General features: G+C 72.6%; 14 protein-coding genes. 4 read left to right on the top strand and 10 right to left on the bottom strand.

Features of this window, described 5'->3' with window-relative positions; genetic code table 11:
* The coding region (locus ACFE67_RS07705; protein ID WP_375406289.1) for a glycoside hydrolase family 1 protein at nt 1–1,079 on the bottom strand (1,079 nt) is incomplete at its 3' end.
* Between the two features lie 104 nt (nt 1,080–1,183).
* Between ACFE67_RS07705 and ACFE67_RS07700 the strand changes: the two genes are divergently transcribed.
* Entirely contained in the window at nt 1,184–3,190 is a 2,007-nt protein-coding gene (locus ACFE67_RS07700; RefSeq protein WP_375406288.1) for a TPM domain-containing protein, read from the top strand.
* A 56-nt stretch (nt 3,191–3,246) separates the two neighbouring features.
* Nucleotides 3,247–3,993 (top strand): PspA/IM30 family protein, encoded by a 747-nt coding sequence (locus ACFE67_RS07695; RefSeq protein WP_375406287.1) that lies wholly within the window; start codon nt 3,247–3,249, stop codon nt 3,991–3,993.
* 72 nt (nt 3,994–4,065) lie between these two features.
* On the opposite strand, the gene ACFE67_RS07690 is transcribed toward ACFE67_RS07695, so the two are convergent.
* The 4 genes from ACFE67_RS07690 to ACFE67_RS07675 all read right to left on the bottom strand — a co-directional run bounded on the left by ACFE67_RS07690 (nt 4,066) and on the right by ACFE67_RS07675 (nt 7,388).
* Nucleotides 4,066–4,893 carry an aldo/keto reductase gene (locus tag ACFE67_RS07690; protein WP_375406286.1) on the bottom strand — a complete coding sequence of 276 codons (828 nt, stop codon included), beginning with the start codon at nt 4,891–4,893 and terminating at the stop codon, nt 4,066–4,068.
* Nucleotides 4,894–5,001: 108 nt separating this feature from the next.
* Nucleotides 5,002–6,822 (bottom strand): thioredoxin domain-containing protein, encoded by a 1,821-nt coding sequence (locus ACFE67_RS07685; protein ID WP_375406285.1) that lies wholly within the window; start codon nt 6,820–6,822, stop codon nt 5,002–5,004.
* A gap of 6 nt (nt 6,823–6,828) precedes the next feature.
* On the bottom strand, nt 6,829–7,032 hold the full coding sequence (locus ACFE67_RS07680; RefSeq protein WP_375406284.1) for a hypothetical protein: 204 nt from the start codon (nt 7,030–7,032) through the stop codon (nt 6,829–6,831).
* A gap of 92 nt (nt 7,033–7,124) precedes the next feature.
* The gene (locus ACFE67_RS07675) at nt 7,125–7,388 is read right to left on the bottom strand and encodes a GlsB/YeaQ/YmgE family stress response membrane protein (protein WP_375406283.1); all 264 of its coding nucleotides are present in this window, start codon (nt 7,386–7,388) and stop codon (nt 7,125–7,127) included.
* Between the two features lie 164 nt (nt 7,389–7,552).
* Here ACFE67_RS07675 and hrpA point away from each other — a divergent pair, with 164 nt between their 5' ends.
* Nucleotides 7,553–11,512 carry an ATP-dependent RNA helicase HrpA gene (gene hrpA, locus ACFE67_RS07670; RefSeq protein ID WP_375406282.1) on the top strand — a complete coding sequence of 1,320 codons (3,960 nt, stop codon included), beginning with the start codon at nt 7,553–7,555 and terminating at the stop codon, nt 11,510–11,512.
* Between the two features lie 69 nt (nt 11,513–11,581).
* Here hrpA and ACFE67_RS07665 read toward each other — a convergent pair whose 3' ends face one another.
* Together ACFE67_RS07665 and ACFE67_RS07660 are read right to left on the bottom strand one after the other, a co-directional pair.
* Complete coding sequence (locus ACFE67_RS07665) at nt 11,582–12,706, bottom strand: GAF domain-containing protein (RefSeq protein ID WP_375406281.1); 1,125 nt, start codon at nt 12,704–12,706, stop codon at nt 11,582–11,584.
* Nucleotides 12,707–12,781: 75 nt separating this feature from the next.
* Nucleotides 12,782–14,263, bottom strand: a complete 1,482-nt coding sequence (locus ACFE67_RS07660) for a DHA2 family efflux MFS transporter permease subunit (protein WP_375406280.1) — start codon at nt 14,261–14,263, stop codon at nt 12,782–12,784.
* 454 nt (nt 14,264–14,717) lie between these two features.
* On the opposite strand from ACFE67_RS07660, the gene ACFE67_RS07655 reads away from it, so the two are divergent.
* Complete coding sequence (locus tag ACFE67_RS07655; protein ID WP_375406279.1) at nt 14,718–16,046, top strand: MFS transporter; 1,329 nt, start codon at nt 14,718–14,720, stop codon at nt 16,044–16,046.
* 79 nt (nt 16,047–16,125) lie between these two features.
* Here the strand turns inward: ACFE67_RS07655 and ACFE67_RS07650 are convergent, their stop codons facing one another.
* From ACFE67_RS07650 to ACFE67_RS07640, 3 genes are all read right to left on the bottom strand, one after another.
* Nucleotides 16,126–16,659, bottom strand: coding sequence for a GNAT family N-acetyltransferase (locus ACFE67_RS07650; RefSeq protein WP_375406278.1), 534 nt, complete (start codon nt 16,657–16,659; stop codon nt 16,126–16,128).
* 68 nt (nt 16,660–16,727) lie between these two features.
* A complete protein-coding gene (locus ACFE67_RS07645; protein ID WP_375406277.1) occupies nt 16,728–17,318 on the bottom strand; it encodes a DUF1697 domain-containing protein in 591 nt (196 codons plus the stop codon).
* A 132-nt stretch (nt 17,319–17,450) separates the two neighbouring features.
* Nucleotides 17,451–18,137 (bottom strand): ribonucleotide-diphosphate reductase subunit beta (locus tag ACFE67_RS07640; RefSeq protein WP_375406276.1); only part of this gene is annotated, 687 nt, incomplete at its 5' end.

The following is an 18,137-nucleotide window of genomic DNA, read 5'->3' as shown; positions in this document are numbered from 1 at the left end:
GGCAGGTCCGGGTAGCGCTCGTGCAGCGAGACGAGCAGCTCGGTCAGCCCGGCCGGGTCGATGTTCCAGCCCATGTCGGTCAGCGGGCCCTCGGGCGGCAGGAACTCGACGGCATCGGCTCCCGGCCACGGGTTCGCGTCGCCGCCGGGCCCGTCGTTGCGGCCGGAGACCCGTCCGCCGTCGTGCAGCCGCACCCGGGAGGTGGAGTAGTAGTTGACGCCGAGCACGTCGACCGGCTGGTGGATGGCCTCCAGGTCGCCGTCCTGCACGAAGGACCAGTCGGTGATCGTCGCCGTGTCCTCGAGCAGATCCGCGGGATATGCCCCGTCGAGCATGGGACCGAGGAACACCCGGTTCCCGACCGCGTCCACCCGCCGGGCCGCCTCCGCACCCGTCGGGCCCTCCGGCCGGAACACGTGCAGGTTCAGGGTGATCGAGATCTTCGCGTCGGGCAGCACGGCTCTGACCGCCTGCGCGCCGAGCCCGTGCGCGAGGTTGAGGTGGTGCGCCGCCTGCAGCGCGGCGAGCGGGTCGGAGCGACCAGGGGCGTGCACCCCGGCCGCGTAGCCGAGGAACGCCGCGCACCACGGCTCGTTCAGCGTCGTCCACGTGTCGACCCGGTCGCCGAGCGCCGTTGCGACGACACCGGCGTAGTCGCCGAATGCCTCCGCCGTCGAGCGGACCGTCCAGCCGCCCTCGTCCTCGAGCGCCTGCGGCAGGTCCCAGTGGTAGAGCGTCGCGATCGGGGCGATGCCGCGAGCCAGCAGCCCGTCGACGACCCGGTCGTAGAAGTCGAGCCCCGCCTGGTTCGTCGCACCCCTGCCGGTCGGCACCACCCGCGGCCACGCGACGGAGAAGCGGTAGGCCTGCAGCCCCAGCGACTGCATCAGGTCGAGGTCCTCGTCGAGCCGGTGGTAGTGGTCGTCGGCCACGTCACCGGTGTCGCCGCCGAGCGTCTTCCCCGGCGTGTGGCTGAACACGTCCCAGATGGACGGCTGCCTGCCGTCCTCCGCCACCGCACCCTCGATCTGGTACGACGCCGTCGCGCTGCCGAACACGAACCCGCTCGGGAACCCCATGATGACCTCCTCGTCCAGGCACGATCCTTGCATCGGTCCATGGCCGGAGCACATCGAGCGATCGGGCGATCCCGGTACCATCCGGTGGTTCCAGGAGGGACGGGATGCGACTGCACCGCGTGACGCTCGGCCTCGCCATGGCGGCGCTGCTGACGGCAGGAGGCGCCTCGGCGGCGTGGGCGGACTCGCCCGTCGACCTCGGAGGATCCCATCTGATCGACAGCTCGGATGTCCTCTCGTCGAGCGAGGAGACGACGACCGCCGACTCGATCGATGCGTACAACGCGGCGACCGGCTCCGATCTGCGCGTCGTGTTCGTGAAGACGTTCACGGATCCGTCAGATCGCACCGGCTGGGCGCAGGCGGTCGAGCAGTCGGCCGACAGCCCGGGGCAGACGCTGGTGCTGGCCGTCGCGACGCAGTCCCGCACCTACGGCTTCTGGGCCTCCGACGACTTCCCGCTCTCCCAGGGTGACGTGCAGCAGGTCGCGACGAGCGACCTCGAGCCGCAGTTCGGCAGCAACGACTGGGCCGGCGGTGTGCAGGCCTTCGCGTCCGGGCTCGAGCAGGCGCAGAGCGGCGGCGGCACGACCACCGACGGCGGGTCGACGAGCGGCGGGTCGGGTGCGAGCGGGTTCATCACGCTGTTCCTCGTCGTCGCGCTGATCGTCGTGATCATCGTGGTCGTCTCCGTCCTGCGGCGCCGTTCGAAGCAGCGCGCCCAGGTGGGTGGGGATGGCGGCGCCACCGCCGGACCGCCTCCCGTCGACCAGAAGGAGCTCGACCAGAAGGCCAGCCGGGCGCTCATCGCGCTCGACGACGACCTGACGACCAGCGAGCAGGAGCTGGGCTTCGCCGTCGCGGAGTTCGGCGATCACGCCGCGCAACCGTTCTCGGAGGCGCTGACCGTCGCGAAGCAGCGCGCCCGTGACGCCTTCGCCATCCGGCAGCAGCTCGACGACGACGTCCCCGAGACGCCGGAGCAGAAGCGCGAGATGACCGAGCGGATCATCGCGCTCTGCGCCGACGCGGAGAAGACGCTCTCGGCGCAGACCACGGCGTTCGACGACCTGCGCAAGCTGGAGCAGCAGCTGCCGACCGCCGTTCCCGCAGCGTCGCAGCAGCGCACGCAGCTGCAGGCCAGGTCCGCGGAGGCGACGAAGGCGCTCGAGACGATCCGGAGCCGGTTCGGCGACGACGCCGTCCGTGGTGCCGCCGACGACCTCGAGCAGGCCGATGAGCTCCTGAAGCTCACCGGCGACGCGCTCACCGAGGCGGAGTCCGCGGCCGCAGCGGGCGGCGGGGCGGTCGCGCTCCGCACCGCGCAGCAGGCGCTGGGTCAGGCCGCAGAGCTGCTGAACGGCATCGTGTCCGCGCCGGCGGAGTTCATGGCCACGAAGCGCCAGCTCGACGCCGCGGTCGCGGACACCAGGAGCGACATCGCGGAGGCGCAGCGCGCCGGTGCCAAGGACACGGAGCTCGTCGCCGCGGTCGCCGCCGCTCGGGCGGCGATCGAGACCGCCGACCTGCAAGCGCCCTCCGCCGGCCTCGCGACCGTGGAGCAGGCCAACGGCCGGCTCGAGCGCGCGATGGCGCCCATCCGGGACCGGCAGCAGCGCCTGTCCCGCGCGGTCGCGACGCTGCCGCGCGCCATCGAGTCCGCGCAGCAGGCGACCAGGGACGCGCGCCGCTACATCGAGAACCGCCGGGGCGGGATCCGCAGCGAGGCCCGCACCCGTCTCAGCGAGGCGCAGCGGGAGCTGGACCGCGCGGACGCCCTGCAGGCCTCCGACCCCATCGACGCACTCGCCTCGGCGCAGCACGCGCTCGCGCTCGCGAACGAGGCGTCCGACCTGGCGCAGCGCGACATCGACGACTTCCGGGGCGGCGGCTTCGGCGGCGGAGGAGGCAGCCGCGGCGGCGACCTCGTCACCGGCGCCGTGATCGCCGGCGTGCTCGGTGGGATCCTCGGTGGTGGCAACCACGGCGGAGGCGGCGGCTGGGCCGGCGGCGGTGGCGGCGGCTGGGGAGGCGGAGGCGGAGGCGGCTTCGGCGGCGGAGGCAGCTTCGGCGGCGGGGGCGGCGGCGGAGGCGGCGGCGGCTCCTTCTGACTCCCCGTACCCCACAGCGACAGACCCACTGAACATCTACGAAAGGGAACCCACACATGGTGAAGCAGTCGATCTTCGGCCGCATCTCGAGCCTCGTCCGCGCGAACGTCAACTCGCTCATCGATCAGGCCGAGGATCCGGAGAAGATGCTGGACCAGCTGGTCCGCGACTACACGAACAGCATCGCGGAGGCGGAGGAGGCCGTCGCGGTGACGATCGGCAACCTGCGCATGCTCGAGCAGGACCACACCGAGGACGTCAACGCGGCGAACGACTGGGGTCGCAAGGCCCTGGCCGCGTCCGCGAAGGCCGACCAGCTGCGCTCCTCCGGCAACGCCACCGACGCCGACAAGTTCGACAACCTGGCGAAGGTCGCGATCGGCAAGCAGCTGCAGTCCGAGAAGGAGGCGAAGGACGCCGAACCGACCATCGCCTCGCAGAACGAGGTCGTCGACAAGCTGAAGCAGGGCCTCGACGGCATGCGGCAGAAGCTGGACCAGCTGCGCTCGAAGCGGAACGAGCTGGTCGCCAGGTCGAAGACCGCCTCCGCGCAGTCGCAGGTGCTGGGCGCGATGAAGTCGATCGACTTGGGCGACCCGACCAGCGAGCTCGGGCGCTTCGACGAGAAGGTCCGCCGCGAGGAGGCGAAGGTGATGGGTCAGCAGGAGCTGGCGTCGTCGAGCCTGGACCAGCAGTTCGAGAGCCTGGAGGACCTCGGCACGCAGACCGAGATCGAGGCGCGGCTCGCAGCGCTGAAGCAGCCGGTCCAGCTGACCGCCACGCCGGTCCGCTCCGCCGACTGACGCGGGCCCGCGCGGTGACCCGGGTGGCACGAGCCGCCCGGGTCACCGCGACGTCGCTGACGTCGTGCTGGCTCAGAGCTCCTCGTGGGTCAGCGGGTCCGCGCCGCCCGCGCGCGCCAGGCTCGCCAGCTCCTCCAGCTCGTCACCCGTCAGCTCGATGTCGAACACGTCGAGGTTCTCCGCCTGCCGCGACGCCGTGGCCGACTTGGGGAGCGGGATCACGCCGATCGTCACGGCCCAGGCGAGCAGGAGGCGGGCGGGGCTGACCTCGTGCGCGGCGGCGATCCGGGTGACGGACCCGTTCTGCACCAGGTCGGTGCCGTTGCCGAGCGGCGAGTAGCCCTCGGTGAGGATCCCGCGTTCGGCGTCGGCGGCGCGCCACTCGTCGTGCGGCACGTAGGGGTTGACCAGGATCTGGTTGAGCACCGGGGTCACGCCGGTGTCACCGATGATCCGGTCGAGGTGCTCGGGCAGGAAGTTGGAGACGCCGATCATGGTCACGAGGCCGGCCTCCCGGGCCTCCACCAGCGCCCTCCACGCTTCGGCGTAGAGGCCGATCCGCGGGTTCGGCCAGTGGATCAACACCATGTCGAGGCGGTCGAGCCCGCTGCGGAACAGGCTCTCCTCGATCGCCCACCTGGCGAGGTCGTGCCGGTGGTACCGGCCGGGCAGCTTCGTCGAGTAGACGAGGCTCTCGCGCGGCACGGCCGCCTCGGCGATCGCCCGCCCGACGGCGCCCTCGTTGTCGTAGTTGAACGCGGTGTCGAGCAGGCGGTAGCCGGCGGCGATCGCCGACGCCGTCTGCGTGACGCCGTCCGCGCCGCGGAGGTCGTAGGTGCCGAGGCCGATCGCGGGGATGCGGGCGCCGTCGGGACCGGAGAGAAGGGGGATGTCAGGCATGCCTCCACCCTGCCAGCCGCGCCTCCAAGCTCAGCCGGGGCGCGGACTTGCCACTGGATGCCCTTTCCGTCGCCGAGAATGGGCGTCGAGTGGCAAGTCCGCGCTGGGTCAGAGGGCGGCCGGGTCCGTGACCGGGAGGCGGCAGACGAAGTCGCGGCAGACGTAGGCCGTCGCCGCGCCCGCCGTGCTGCGCCGACCCTCCAGCAGCTCGAACCCCGCCGCCGCGAAACCCTCGGCCGCATCGTCGTCGAGTGCGATGAAGATCGAGTTCGGCAGCGCGCGGGCCGCGTCCACCAGCGCGCCGGAGGGGCCGATCACGACGACCTGCCGGATCGGCTCGGCCATCGCGAGACCGAGGCCGAGCGCGGCGCCGTAACCGATCGGCCGCTGCAGCGCGGCTGCGGCGAGCGGTCCGACGGTCGCCGCCGCGGCGTCCCGGTACCGGGCCTCGCCGGTCATCAGGTGCAGCCGCCAGGCCGCGGATGCGATGGCGGTCTGCCCGGACGGCACCACTCCCTCCGTCACGTCGGAGCCGCCGGCCACGCCGAGCGCGGCGAGCGTCGGATCGGTGTCCGGCCCGACGAGCACGCCGTCGCGCAGGCAGGCGTCGACCAGCTCCCGAGCCGTGACCGCGAGATCCGGCCGCCCCGCCGCGAGGGCGACCTCGAGCAGCCCGTCGGCGAGGCCGCCGTGGTCCTCCAGTGTCGCGACCGCGTCGGAGGGGCGGCCGTCGAGGCTCGCTCGGAGCAGGCGCCCGTCGCGGCGGTTCGCGGCCAGCACCGCCTCGGCCGCGTCGACGGCGAGCCGGATCCAGGTGGGCTCGCCGAGCCGCGCACCGGCCGCGGCGAGCGCCCCGACCGCGAGCCCGTTCCAGCCGGTGAGCACCTTGCCGTCGACCGCAGGCGGCGGCTGGGAGCGGCGCCCGTCCGCGTCCAGCGCGTAGTAGCCGCCCTCGCTGCGCTCGCCGTCGACCAGGCTCTCGGAGTCCTGCGCCGACCCGAACGCGCCGCTCGGCCTGCGCAGCACGTCGCGCAGGAAGCGGACGATGCCGGCAGCGGTCTCGCGGTCGCCGATCCCGGCGTAGGCGCGGAGCAGCAGCGCGTTGTCGGTGAGCATCCGCTCGTAATGCGGCTCGGACCAGTCGCGGCGGACGGCGTAGCGGAAGAAGCCGCCCTCGATCGCGTCGCGGAGGCCGCCGTCGCGCATCGCGGCGAGCGCGCGGCGCGCGACGCCCTCGGCCGCACCCCGTCGCTCCGGGTCGAGCAGCGGCGACCGGCCGAGCGCGAGCGCGGTGACCAGCAGCGGCGCGACGGGGAACTTCGGGGCGCCGCCGAAGCCGCCGTGCTGCCGGTCCTCGAACCCGGCGAGCTCGTCGACGACGGTCGCGAGCGCCTCCGGGGTCACCGGCGAGACAGGAGGCGCGTCGGCCACCGCCTGCTCGAGCGCGGCGGCCAGACCGGCGGCGGACGCCTCCACCTCGCCGCGGCGTTCGACCCACGCCTCCTCGACCGCGTCGAGCACCTGCCGGAACGAGGGATGCCCCGGCGCCGGCCGTGGCGGCGAGTACGTGCCGGCGTGGAACGCGCGGCCCTCCGGAGTCACGAACACGTTGAGCGGCCAGCCGAGCTGCTGCGTGAACGCCCCGGCCGCGGCGAGGAGCGCGGCGTCGACCTCCGGGTGCTCCTCCCGGTCGACCTTGATCGCCACGAACCGCGCGTTCAGCGACGCGGCGAGGTCCGGGTCGCTGAAGCTCTCCCTGGCCATGACGTGGCACCAGTGGCAGGTCGCGTACCCGATCGAGACGAGCACGGGCACGTCGCGCCGGCGCGCCTCGGCGAACGCCGCCTCGCCCCACGGGTACCAGTCGACCGGGTTCCCCGCGTGCGACCGGAGGTAGGGGCTGACGGCGTCGGCGAGGCGGGCGGCCACGGGATCTCAGCTGATGTCGTCGTTGTTCGCGGTCAGCTCCGGGCCCTCGGGCTCGCTGATGTCGATGGTGCCGTCGTCACCCTCGCGCTCGAGTTGCGCCGCCTCCTCGTCGAGGGCCTCTGCGATCGCCTCGGTTTCGTCGACGATCGGGGTCGCGTCGACGTCGGAACCGAACTCGGGTCCTGGGCCCTGCGGGATGCTGTTGCTCACGGTGCAGGTCTACCCGGCGGGGATGGGTGGACGTCGAGCGGACGAAGAAGGACCCCGCACGTGTGACGGGCGGGGTCTTTCACGGGTCGATCTCAGGCGGCAGTGCGCCGCCGGACGGCGAGGTAGACCAGCAGCACGACGATCGCCCCGATGATCGAGCCGATGAGGCCGGCCGGGTTGAACGAGGGGAACGGCTCGCCACCGGGGAGGAACGAGAGGATCAGGCCCCCGATGAACGAACCGACGACTCCGAGGATGAGCGTCGCGAGGATGCCCATGTTCTGACGACCGGGGACGACCGCGCGAGCGATGAAGCCGGCGATGATCCCGACGACGAGGAAGATGATGATGCTCACAGAAACCGTCCTTTCAAGACGTCCCCAGAGTCTCTGACTCGGCTGACCGCAAACTGTGAGCGCGCCGTGTGCTGCCTCGATGCCGCCCGATCAAGAAGCCGACGCGTCGCGCCCCCCGCGGGATGGTGCACCTTCGAAACGGAACCCGTCAGACTACAAGCTCCATGACTGTCTCGACCCCGGCGATCACCTACCCGCCGGAGCTGCCCGTCAGCGCCATGCGCGGCGAGATCGGCGCGGCGATCGGCGGGAACCAGGTCGTGATCGTCGCGGGCGAGACCGGGTCGGGCAAGACGACCCAGCTGCCGAAGATCTGCCTCGAGCTCGGCCGCACCTCCATCGCGCACACGCAGCCGCGCCGCATCGCGGCCCGCACGATCGCAGAGCGCATCGCGGAGGAGCTGGACGTGCCGCTCGGCGGTCTGGTCGGCTTCTCGGTGCGGTTCACCGACACCTCCGGGCCCGACACCCGCATCAGGCTGATGACCGACGGCATCCTGCTCGCCGAGATCCGGCGCGACCGCGACCTGCGCCGATACGACACGATCGTGCTCGACGAGGCGCACGAGCGCAGCCTCAACATCGACTTCCTGCTCGGCTACCTCAAGCGCCTCCTCCCCCGCCGACCGGATCTGAAGATCATCGTGACGTCCGCCACCATCGACGTCGAGAAGTTCGCCGCGCACTTCGCGGACGCGGAGGGGAAGCCCGCGCCGATCGTGGAGGTGTCGGGGCGCACCTACCCGGTCGAGATCCGGTACCGGCCGCTCGTCGCCCCTTCGAGAGCCTCAGGACAACGGGAGGACGCCGGGGACGATGAGGACGACCCGGATCCGGGCGGCTCCGAGGACCGCGATCTGATCACCGGGATCCAGGAGGCCCTGGACGAGCTCGAGCGGGACATGCCGGGCGGCGACGTGCTCGTGTTCCTGTCCGGCGAGAGCGAGATCCGCGACGTCGCCGACGCGCTGAACGGCCGATACGCCGGGCGCACCCGCCCCACCGAGGTGCTCCCCCTCTACGGCCGCCTCTCCGCCGCCGAGCAGCACCGCGTGTTTGAGCGCAGCGGCATCGCGGGCGTGGGCCGCCGGATCGTGCTCGCGACGAACGTCGCCGAGACGAGCCTCACCGTGCCGGGCATCCGGGCCGTGATCGACGGTGGCACGGCGCGCATCTCCCGGTACTCCGCCAGGGCGAAGGTGCAGCGGCTGCCGATCGAGGCGATCTCGCAGGCCTCCGCGAACCAGCGCGCCGGGCGCGCGGGGCGCACGAGCGCCGGCATCGCGGTGCGGCTGTACGCGGAGGAGGACTTCGCGCGCCGGGCCGAGTACACCGACCCGGAGATCCTCCGCACGAACCTCGCGGCCGTGATCCTGCAGATGCTGTCGCTGGGGCTCGGCGAGATCGAGCGGTTCCCCTTCCTCACGCCGCCGGACTCCCGCGGGGTGAAGGCCGGGCTCGACCTGCTCCACGAGCTGGGCGCGATCCGGGAGGCGAAGGGCGGCGAGCCGCCGTCGCTGACGAAGGTGGGCCGCGACCTCGCCCGCCTCCCCATCGACCCCCGCTTCGGCCGCATGCTGCTCGAATCGAAGCGGCACGGCAGCACGCGCGACGTGGTCGCGATCGTGGCGGGCCTGACCGTGCAGGACCCGCGCGAGCGACCCGCCGAGCGGCGCGGGGAGGCGGACCAGCAGCACGCCCGGTTCGCGGACCCGACCAGCGACCTCCTGGCCCTGCTGAACCTCTGGAACCACCTCGAGACGCAGCGCCGGGACCTGTCGTCGAGCGCGTTCCGCCGCCGCTGCCGGGCCGAGTTCCTGAACTTCGTGCGAGTCCGGGAGTGGCAGGACCTCGTCCGTCAGCTCACCGGGGTCGCGGAGGACACCGGTCTGACGGTCGAGCGCGGCGAGCCCGCGACCGGCCCGATCGCGGGCGCGCAAGCGGACGGCATCCACAAGAGCGTGCTCGCCGGCCTCCTGTCCCAGCTCGGTCTGCGCGACGATCGCGCGGCCGCGCCCCGGGGTGCAGGAGGCAAGGCGACCCCACGCCGAGGCAGCGTCGAGTTCGTCGGCGCTCGGCAGCTGCGCTTCGTCGTGTTCCCCGGCTCGGGGCTCGCGAAGAAGCCGCCGCGCGCGCTGATGACGGCGGAGCTCGTCGAGACGTCGCGGCTGTTCGCCCGGATGAACGCTGCGATCGACCCGGCCTGGGCGGAGCCGATCGCCGGCGATCTCGTGAAGCGCTCCTACGGCGAGCCGCGCTGGGAGCAGAAGCAGGGCGCCGCCGTCGCCGACGAACGCGTGACGCTGTTCGGCGTCCCGATCGTCGAGAAGCGGCGCATCCAGTACGCCCGGCTCAACCCCGCGCACGCCCGCGACCTCTTCATCGAGCACGCCCTGCTCGCCGGCCAGTGGCCCCTTCGACAGGCTCAGGACGGCGCGCGGGAGGTGGGCCGCGACCCGCTGTACGACTTCGAGCGCCTGAATCGCCGCCTCCGCACCGAGCTGGACGACGATGCCGAGCGCACGCGCAGCCGCCCGGTCGACGAGGAGCGGGTCCTCGACTTCTACGACGATCGCGTGCCCGCCGACGTCACCGATGTGCGGCGGTTCGAGACCTGGTGGCGGGCCACCCGTGCGCAGACGCCCGATCTGCTCACGATGCGGCGGGCCGACCTGCTCGACGAGGAGGCGCAGCCGGAGGTCGACGAGCGCGACTTCCCGCCGACGTGGCAGCAGGGCGACCAGCGCCTCCGGCTCGCCTACCGGTTCGCGCCCGGCGCCACGGACGACGGGCTCACGGTCCGCGTGCCCCTCCCGCTGCTCGCCGGGCTCTCCCCCGCCGGCTTCGACTGGCTGGTCCCCGGATTCCGGGAGGAGCTCGTCACCGCGCTGCTGAAGGCGCTGCCGAAGGCGATCCGGCGTCATGTCGTCCCCGCGGCGGACTGGGCGCGGCGCCTCCTGCCCGAGCTGCCGGCCGGCCCGGAGACCGGTGCCGCCCCCGGCCCGCTCGTCGACGCGCTGGTGCCCGTCATCCGCCGCGTCGCCGGGGTCGCGGTCACCCCGGCCGACTTCGACCTGACCCGCCTGCCTCCACATCTGCACCCCGCCTTCGCCGTCACCGACGCACCACGCGGGCGCCGAGGAGCCCCGGAGGAGGTAGGCCGCGACACCGACCTGGCCGCGCTGCAGACGCGCTTCGCCGACCGCGCCCGCTCCTCCGCCGCCCGCGTCGTCGCCCGGCCGGTACCCGGCACCGCGGCGATCGAGCGCACCGGCATGACGACGTGGGATGTCGATGAGCTGCCGCGGGTGCTCGACACCCGCGCGGCGGGCGGGGTGGTGCGCGCGTACCCGGCGCTGGTCGACACCGGCTCCGCGGTGGATGTGCGGCTGCTGGCGACGCCGGAGGAGCAGGTCGCGTCGACCCGCGCCGGGGTCCATCGGCTGCTCGCGCTCGCGACCCCGTCGCCGGCCGCGTACGTGCGGGAGCACCTGACGGGAGCGGAGAAGCTGGCGCTCGGCGCGAGCCCGTACCGCAGCACCGACGCGCTGTTCCAGGACTGCTTCGACGCCGTCATCGACCGCGTCCAGCTGCGGGCGGCACCCGACGGCGCCGTGTGGGACCGCACGACGTTCGAGGGGATGCGCGAGACGCTCGCCGCCGGTGTCGTCGACGACCTCTTCCAGGTGGTCGGCGCCGCTGCGGCTGCGCTCGCCGGCGCACGGGACGCCGACCGGGCGATCCGGCAGACCGCGAGCCTCGCGCTGGTGCCCGCGCTCACCGACGCGCGGGCGCAGCTCGACGCGCTCATCCACCCCGGCTTCGTGCGACTCGACGGCGCGGACCGGCTGCCGCGGGTCGCCGCCTACACGGCCGGCGTCACCCGACGTGTCGAGCGGCTGCCCGAGCAGGCGAACCGCGACCGCGTCTGGATGACGGAGGTGCAGACCGCGCAGAACATCTACCTCGGCGCGGGCGGCACGTTGCCGCTGCGGCCCGGCCTCTCGCCCGCGCTCGTGCACGCGAGGTGGCTGCTGGAGGAGTTCCGCCTCAGCCTCTTCGCGCAGACCATCCCGACCTCGGAGCCGGCCTCCCTCCAGCGCATCCGCAAGGTCCTGGCCTGAAGACCCAGAACTCCGTCGTTCAGGAGTTCTGGTGGGTCGCTCCGAGCGAAGCGCCGGGCGGCCCGCCGGTCATCCGCTCTGCACGCGCTGATCGGCGCCGGTGATCTCGGCCTGCGCCAGCAGCGCCAGATCGCGCAGCACCGCGAGATCGAGGCCCCGCACGTCGCGCGGCTCGGGGTCGTAGACGCAGAGCGACCCGATCCGGTACCCGTCGGCGGATTCGATCGGGTGGGCGACGTAGAAGCGGATGGGATGCGCGCCCTGCACGAGCGGGCTGTTGCGCAGCACCGGGTCGAGCCACGCGTCGCTGATGACCGTCGGCTCGGCGCGCTGGATCGTGGAGGCGCAGAACGAGTGCGCCCGGGGGTTCTCCCCTCGTGCCGCGCCGACCGCCGCCATCTTCCACTGGCGGTCGTGGTCGATGAAGTTGATCTCGGCGCTCTCCGTGCCGAACGCGGTCCGCGCCAGCTCGACGAGGTCGTCGAGCTTCGGATCCGGCATGCTGCCGACGATGCCGAGGGAGTCGAGGGCCGCCTGCCGTGCCCCCTCCTCGTCGGCCTGGTCCCGCCGAGCGAACGACGTGGTCGCCGGATCGGCGTGCTGCAGCCGGAGCACGGAGTCGGCGACCTCCTCCCCGAGCGCGGTCGCCCACGCCCGGGATCGCTGCAGCGGATCCGACGCGTCGTCGACGGTCCGGAACCGGACGCGGGCCGAACCGAGCCGTCCGACGGCCGTGCGCAGGCGGTCCTCGGGCGCGGCCACGTGTCGGCTGTGGTCGGGCGAGACGACAGGAGGCCCGATCACGACGACCTCGGTCGCATCGGCCGCGTCCTCGATGACCTCCTCGAGCAGGTCACCGACGCGCGAGAGCGTGCGGGGCCGGTGGGCGGAATCGAGCCCGTCGCCCAGCGCGACGAGCACCACGTCGTACCGCCAGAGCCGCCAGGTGCGGAACACACCCTGAACCGCTCGCAGCACGGGCGCGAGGTCGGTCAGCACGTCGAGGTCCACGCCGCGGCGGGTCGACAGCCACATCCGGTCGGCCGCTCGCTCGGCGAGTGTGGCGTCGTCGACCGCGGCGAGCAGGTGGGCGCCGTCGCCGATCAGCAGCACCTTGACCGGCTGCGCACCGCTGTGGTGGAGGCGCAGCATCGACAGCCGCGAACTCCTGCCGATGATCGGGTTCCGGTTCACGACACCTCCGCAGCTCCTGGTCGCGCACGACTCTCCGTTTTGTAGGAAGAACCTTCCTACAAAACGGAGAGTCGGTCAGTGGGCCGCGGGGACCGGGTGCTCGGAGGGGACGCGCTTCACCATCGTCGCGACCACGACCGCCGTCAGCATCACGGCGGCGGCCGCGAGGAACGCGAGTCGCGTGCCGGACGCCTCCGCCGCGCCCGCACCGCCGCCACCGGTCCACGCGGAGGCGCCGACCGCGAGCAGCGTGACACCGAGCGCCGTGCCGGCCGCGCCACCGACCTGCTGCACGGTCGCGAAGATCGCACTGCCGTAGGAGGTGAACCGGGCCGGCACCGCGGAGAGTCCGGCGGTGAAGACCGACGGCAGCACGGCCGCGAGGCCGAGGCTGAGGACGACGTGGCAGATCAGCACCTGCCATGCGGGCGTCGTGGCGGTGAGCGTGGTCCCGAGCAGGATCAGGCCCACCATCGCGAGCGCGAGCCCCGGGATCAGCAGGGGACGCGGGCCGAAGCGGTCGTACAGGCGACCGACGACCGGGCCGAGCAGCCCCATCGTCAAGCCGCCGGGCAGCACGAGCAGCCCGGTCTGCAACGCGGTCAGGCCGAGCACCTGCTGCAGGTAGATCGGCAGCAGGATCGCGCTGAGCAGCAGCCCCATGAAGGCGAGCGCGCCGGAGGCGACGGAGGCGCTGAACACCCTCGACCGGAAGACCCGCAGATCGAGCAGCGCGTTGTCGGTCCTCTGCAGCGCGCGCTGGCGGAACAGGAAGCCGACGAGGCTGACCGCGCCGAGCGCGACGGGCACGGCGATGGCGACCGGGTCGATGCCCGTGCTCGACGATGCGCCCTGGCCGACCGCGTTCAAGCCGTAGACGAGGCCGCCGAACCCGAGGGCCGACAGCGGGATGGAGATCCAGTCGATCGGCACGTGGCGCGGCTCCCCGAGGTTCGGGATCAGCCGCAGCCCGATGACGAGCCCCGCGGCCGCGATCGGCAGCACGCACCAGAACAGGAACGGCCACGGCAGGGCGCTCAGGATCAGTCCCGAGACGGTCGGGCCGACAGCGGGCGCGACCGAGATCACGATCGAGATGTTGCCCATCATCACGCCGCGCCGGGATTCGGGCACGAGCGTGATCACGGTCGTGAAGAGCAGCGGCGTGATCACCGCGGCGCCGATGCCCTGGACGACGCGGGCGACCAGCAGCACCTCGAACGTCGGCGCGACCGCGGCCAGCAGCGTGCCGGCGACGAACGATCCGAGCGCGATCCCGAACAGGGTTCGGGTCGTCACCCGCTGGATCAGGAAGCCGCTGACGGGGATCACGACCGCCATCGTGAGGATGAAGGCGGTCGACAGCCACTGACCCGCGCTGGCGTCGATGTGCAGGTCGTTGATGAGCACCGGGATGGCGACGCTCATGATCGTCTCGTTCAGCACGATGACGAACGCGGAGACGAGCAGCACGCCGATCGCGGTCGCGTCGCCCTTGCTCAAGCGGTCGGGGCGACCAGCGGCAGCGGTCGGGGGTCGGTCGACGATCTCGGTCACAGGGACCTCCGGAGGATTCGGGGGCGGCGTCCTTGACGGGCTCAGGATTCGAGCCGGGACGACAGGGGCGGCGCGTGTCGCACCGGCCCCCGACGGGTCACCGGGTCGTCAACCTCAGCAACGCCTCCAGTGTTCCACCGCCCGACGTCATCGGCGACGGGAAGCGGTTCGGCCGCGCCGATCATCACCGGATGTTCAGGTGCCGGTCGTGCAGAGGGCCGCAGCGCGGTGCCGGGCCGACGACCCGGATGGGTGCCGGCCCGGCCCGACGCGCGGCCTGCCCCGCTCGGTCGATCGCTAGATCGGAACGACCGAGGTGGAAGGCGCGTCGGTGTTCACGGATGAATCCGTCATGCGCATCACCTCCTCGACGCTCAGCCTGCGCCTCCGACCGCGTGGAGGCAAGGGGCGGCGCACACCGAATCCGCCCATCGGGGCTTCCTAGGCTGAGGCGGTGAGCGACGGCGCCTTCTCCGCGAAGTTCCGGGTCGCCACCACCGGGATCTTCGCGCTGGGGTTCCTCATCGCGTTCGAGGCGCTGGCGGTCACGACCGCGATGCCGCTCGCCGCGCGGGACCTGCACGGGCAGTCGCTGTACGCGCTCACGTTCTCCGCCTTCGCGGCCACCGGCGTGATCGGCAACGTCATCGGGGGCGCCTGGAGCGACCGGAGCGGGCCGACGCGGCCGCTGCTCGTCGGAGCCGGCCTGTTCGCGCTCGGGCTGCTCGCCTCCGGGACCGCGCCGACGATGCCGATCCTCATCGCCGGCCGCGCGCTGCAGGGGTTCGGCGCCGGAGCGATCGGGGTCGCGCTCTACGTGCTCGTCGCGCGCGTGTACCCGGAGCAGCTGCATCCGAGGGTCTTCGCGCTCCTCGCCGCGGCATGGGTGCTGCCGTCGCTGATCGGGCCGTTCGCGGCCGGGGCCGTCTCCACCTACCTGAGTTGGCACTGGGTGTTCATCGGCATCATCCCGCTCGTCGCGGCCGCCACCCTCCTGCTGCTGCCGCAGCTGCGATCGCGGCCGATGGCCGGCACCGGCGCGGGCGTGCCGGTCGCCCGCATCGGCTGGGCCGTCGGGGCCGCCGTCGCGCTGCTCGCGATGCGCCCGCTGCTGGGCCTCCCCGCCGTCGGACCGGCGCTCGCGGCACTCGCCGCCGTGGCCGCGGTCGTCGCGCTCCGGCCGCTGCTCCCGAAGGGCGCGCTGACCGTGGCCCGCGGACTGCCCGCGGTGATCGTCGCACGCGGACTGTTCAGCGGCGGCTTCTGCGTGGCGGACGCCTACCTCCCGTACTCCCTGATCACGCTCCGCGGCGTCTCGCCGGTGATCGCGGGGGCGATCACGACGGTGGGCGCCGTCTCCTGGGCCGCGGGTTCCGCGCTGCAGAGCCGGTACAGCGAGCGGCTCTCCGACCGCCGGTGCATCGGGCTGGGCGCCGCCGCGTTCTTCGTCGGCGCCGTGCTCGTCGGGCTCGGTACCGCGTCGGGGCTCATCCCGGTGATGGTCGCCGGCTGGCTGCTCGCCGGGCTCGGCATCGGGACCGCCTACCCGCGCCTCAGCACCGCCACGCTCGCGCTCTCGGCACCGGAGGAGCGGGGGCGCAGCAGCGCGGCGCTGCAGATCGGCGACGGCTTCGGCAACGGACTCGCGCTCACCGTCGTCGGCATCGTCACCGCATTCGCCCCAGACGCCGAGTTCGCCGGCGCGTTCGGCCTGGCTGCGCTCCTCGGCCTCGCCGTCCTGCTGGTCGCTCCGCGCACCGCCACCCGAGCCCTCGCGCGGTAGCCGCACCACGTCGCGCGGTACCCCCACCTTCGCGCTGTGGGTCGACCTACCGCGTAATGGTCACGAGTACCGCGCGACGTCAGCAGTCCTCCGCCCCGTCCGTTCCAGCAGCACCGGTCCGTCCCGGCATCTGGAGGTCACGCTTCATCCCCACGTGCGAGCCGACGAAGCCGAGGCGCTCGTAGAAGCGGCGGGCATCCGCGCGGCGGAGGTCGGTGGTCAGCTGCACGAGACCGGCACCGCGGGAGCGGGCCTCGTCCGCCGCCCACCGCACGAGCAGCGACCCGAGCGGGCCGCCGCGATAGGCGGAGGCGACCCGTACCCCCTCGATCTGACCGCGCAGCAGCCCGCGCCGGGACAGCGCGGGGATCAGCGTGAGCTGCAGCGTCGCGGCGATGGTGCCGTCCAGGTCCGCGACGATCACGAGCAGGTGGGCGGGATCCGCATCGATCGCCCGGAACGCCACGAGGTAGGGCCGGAGGTCCTCCACCTGCTCCCGCGTCGCTCCGATCGGGTCGTCGGCGAGCAGCGCGGCGAGCGCCGGCACGTCCTCCTCCGTCGCATCGCGGATCGTGAACGTCCGACCCCCGAGGAACGCACTCGCGGGACGCATCACAGGAAGTCGATCACATGTTCCCCGTTCTTCCACCACCCGTCCCCCGAGCGATCGTCACCGACCGGTCAGACGGAGCCGGTGGAGGTGGCTGCCGCGGCCAGGATCTTCTCGAGCGTCCTGATGTTCCGGGTGGTCACGGCACCCGACCGCTGCCAGCGGCCGAACCGGGTGCCGAACGGGCTGTCCAGCGTGCGGCCCTTCGGCACGTCCCAGTAGACGACGTCCTCGCCCGGGCGCACCTGCTCCTCGGCGGAATCGATGCCGCCCGCGAGGTCCACGAGATCCGCGAGCGCTACTGCGTCGCCGGCGAATACGACGTAGGCGTGCCGGTCGGCGGTTCTCGTGAAGGGGTAGCCCTCGACCGCGGACCGGATGACGGCGAGGCTTACCGCGATCGCCGCGACGTCGAAGCCGAACCGATCGTGGATGACCTCGTGCACCCGGCCGGCGATGGCGCGCCGATCGCCGCCGCCGGACGTCAGGAGCACGTTCCCGCTGGCGAGCACCGTCCGCACGTCGGTGAACGCCGCCTGCTCGAGCGCGACCCGCAGGTCGGCCATCGCGAAGCGGACACCACCGACGTTCACCCCGCGCAGCAGCACGACCGCACGCATCAGCACCTCCGGAACCGAGACGGGGCCGGTATCGCTGCCCACCCAGGGAACCCGGGCGCGAACGGACGAGGCGGGCGGTATCGGACGCCCGGAATGTCCGAATGCGCCCGGAGATGACCCGAGAGATGCGCCGCCGCCCTGCGGGGAGCGGGCGGCGGCGCATTCGTCATCGGTTCAGCGGGAGGACACCGTCGCCTGCGCGTTGGACTCGTACGAGGTGTTCGTCGACTCGAAGAAGTTGACGAGCTGCAGCGTGTCGTTCGCCGTCGCCATCCACTTCGCCGGGTTCGACACCTTGTACTCGGCTTCGAAGCCGAGCTCCTCGAGCCGGCGGTCGGCCAGGTACTTGACGTACTGGTTGATGTAGTTCGCGTTCAGGCCCAGGATGCCGCCGGGGAGCAGGTCGTGGTTGTACTGCTCCTCCATCGCGACGGCGTTCAGGATCATCTGGCGGATCTCCTCCGCGAACTCCGGCGTCTGCAGGTCCTCGTTCTCCTCCAGCACCGTGAGGATCAGGTTGATCCCGAACTTCAGGTGCAGCGACTCGTCGCGCACGATCCAGTCGACGAGCGACCCGAAGTTGCGCAGCAGGTTCCGCTGCCGGAACGACAGCGCCACCATGAAGCCCGAGTAGAACCAGATCCCCTCGAGGATCACGTTGTAGGCGACGAGGTTGCGGACGAAGTCCTGCTTGCCGGCCGTCGTCGTGATGTCGAGCGTCTGCTCGGACATCCGGCGGATGAACTCGACCTCGAACTGCTCCTTCGCCGCCATCGACGGGATGTCGACATGGGAGGCATAAGCCTCCTCGCGGTCGATCGGGAACGTCTCGAGCACGTACTCGAACGACATGCAGTGGTT

Source organism: uncultured Amnibacterium sp. (assembly GCF_964244015.1).
GTDB lineage: Bacteria > Actinomycetota > Actinomycetes > Actinomycetales > Microbacteriaceae > Amnibacterium.
Note: the sequence above shows the minus strand (reverse complement) of the source record. Positions and strands in the feature narration are given on the sequence as shown.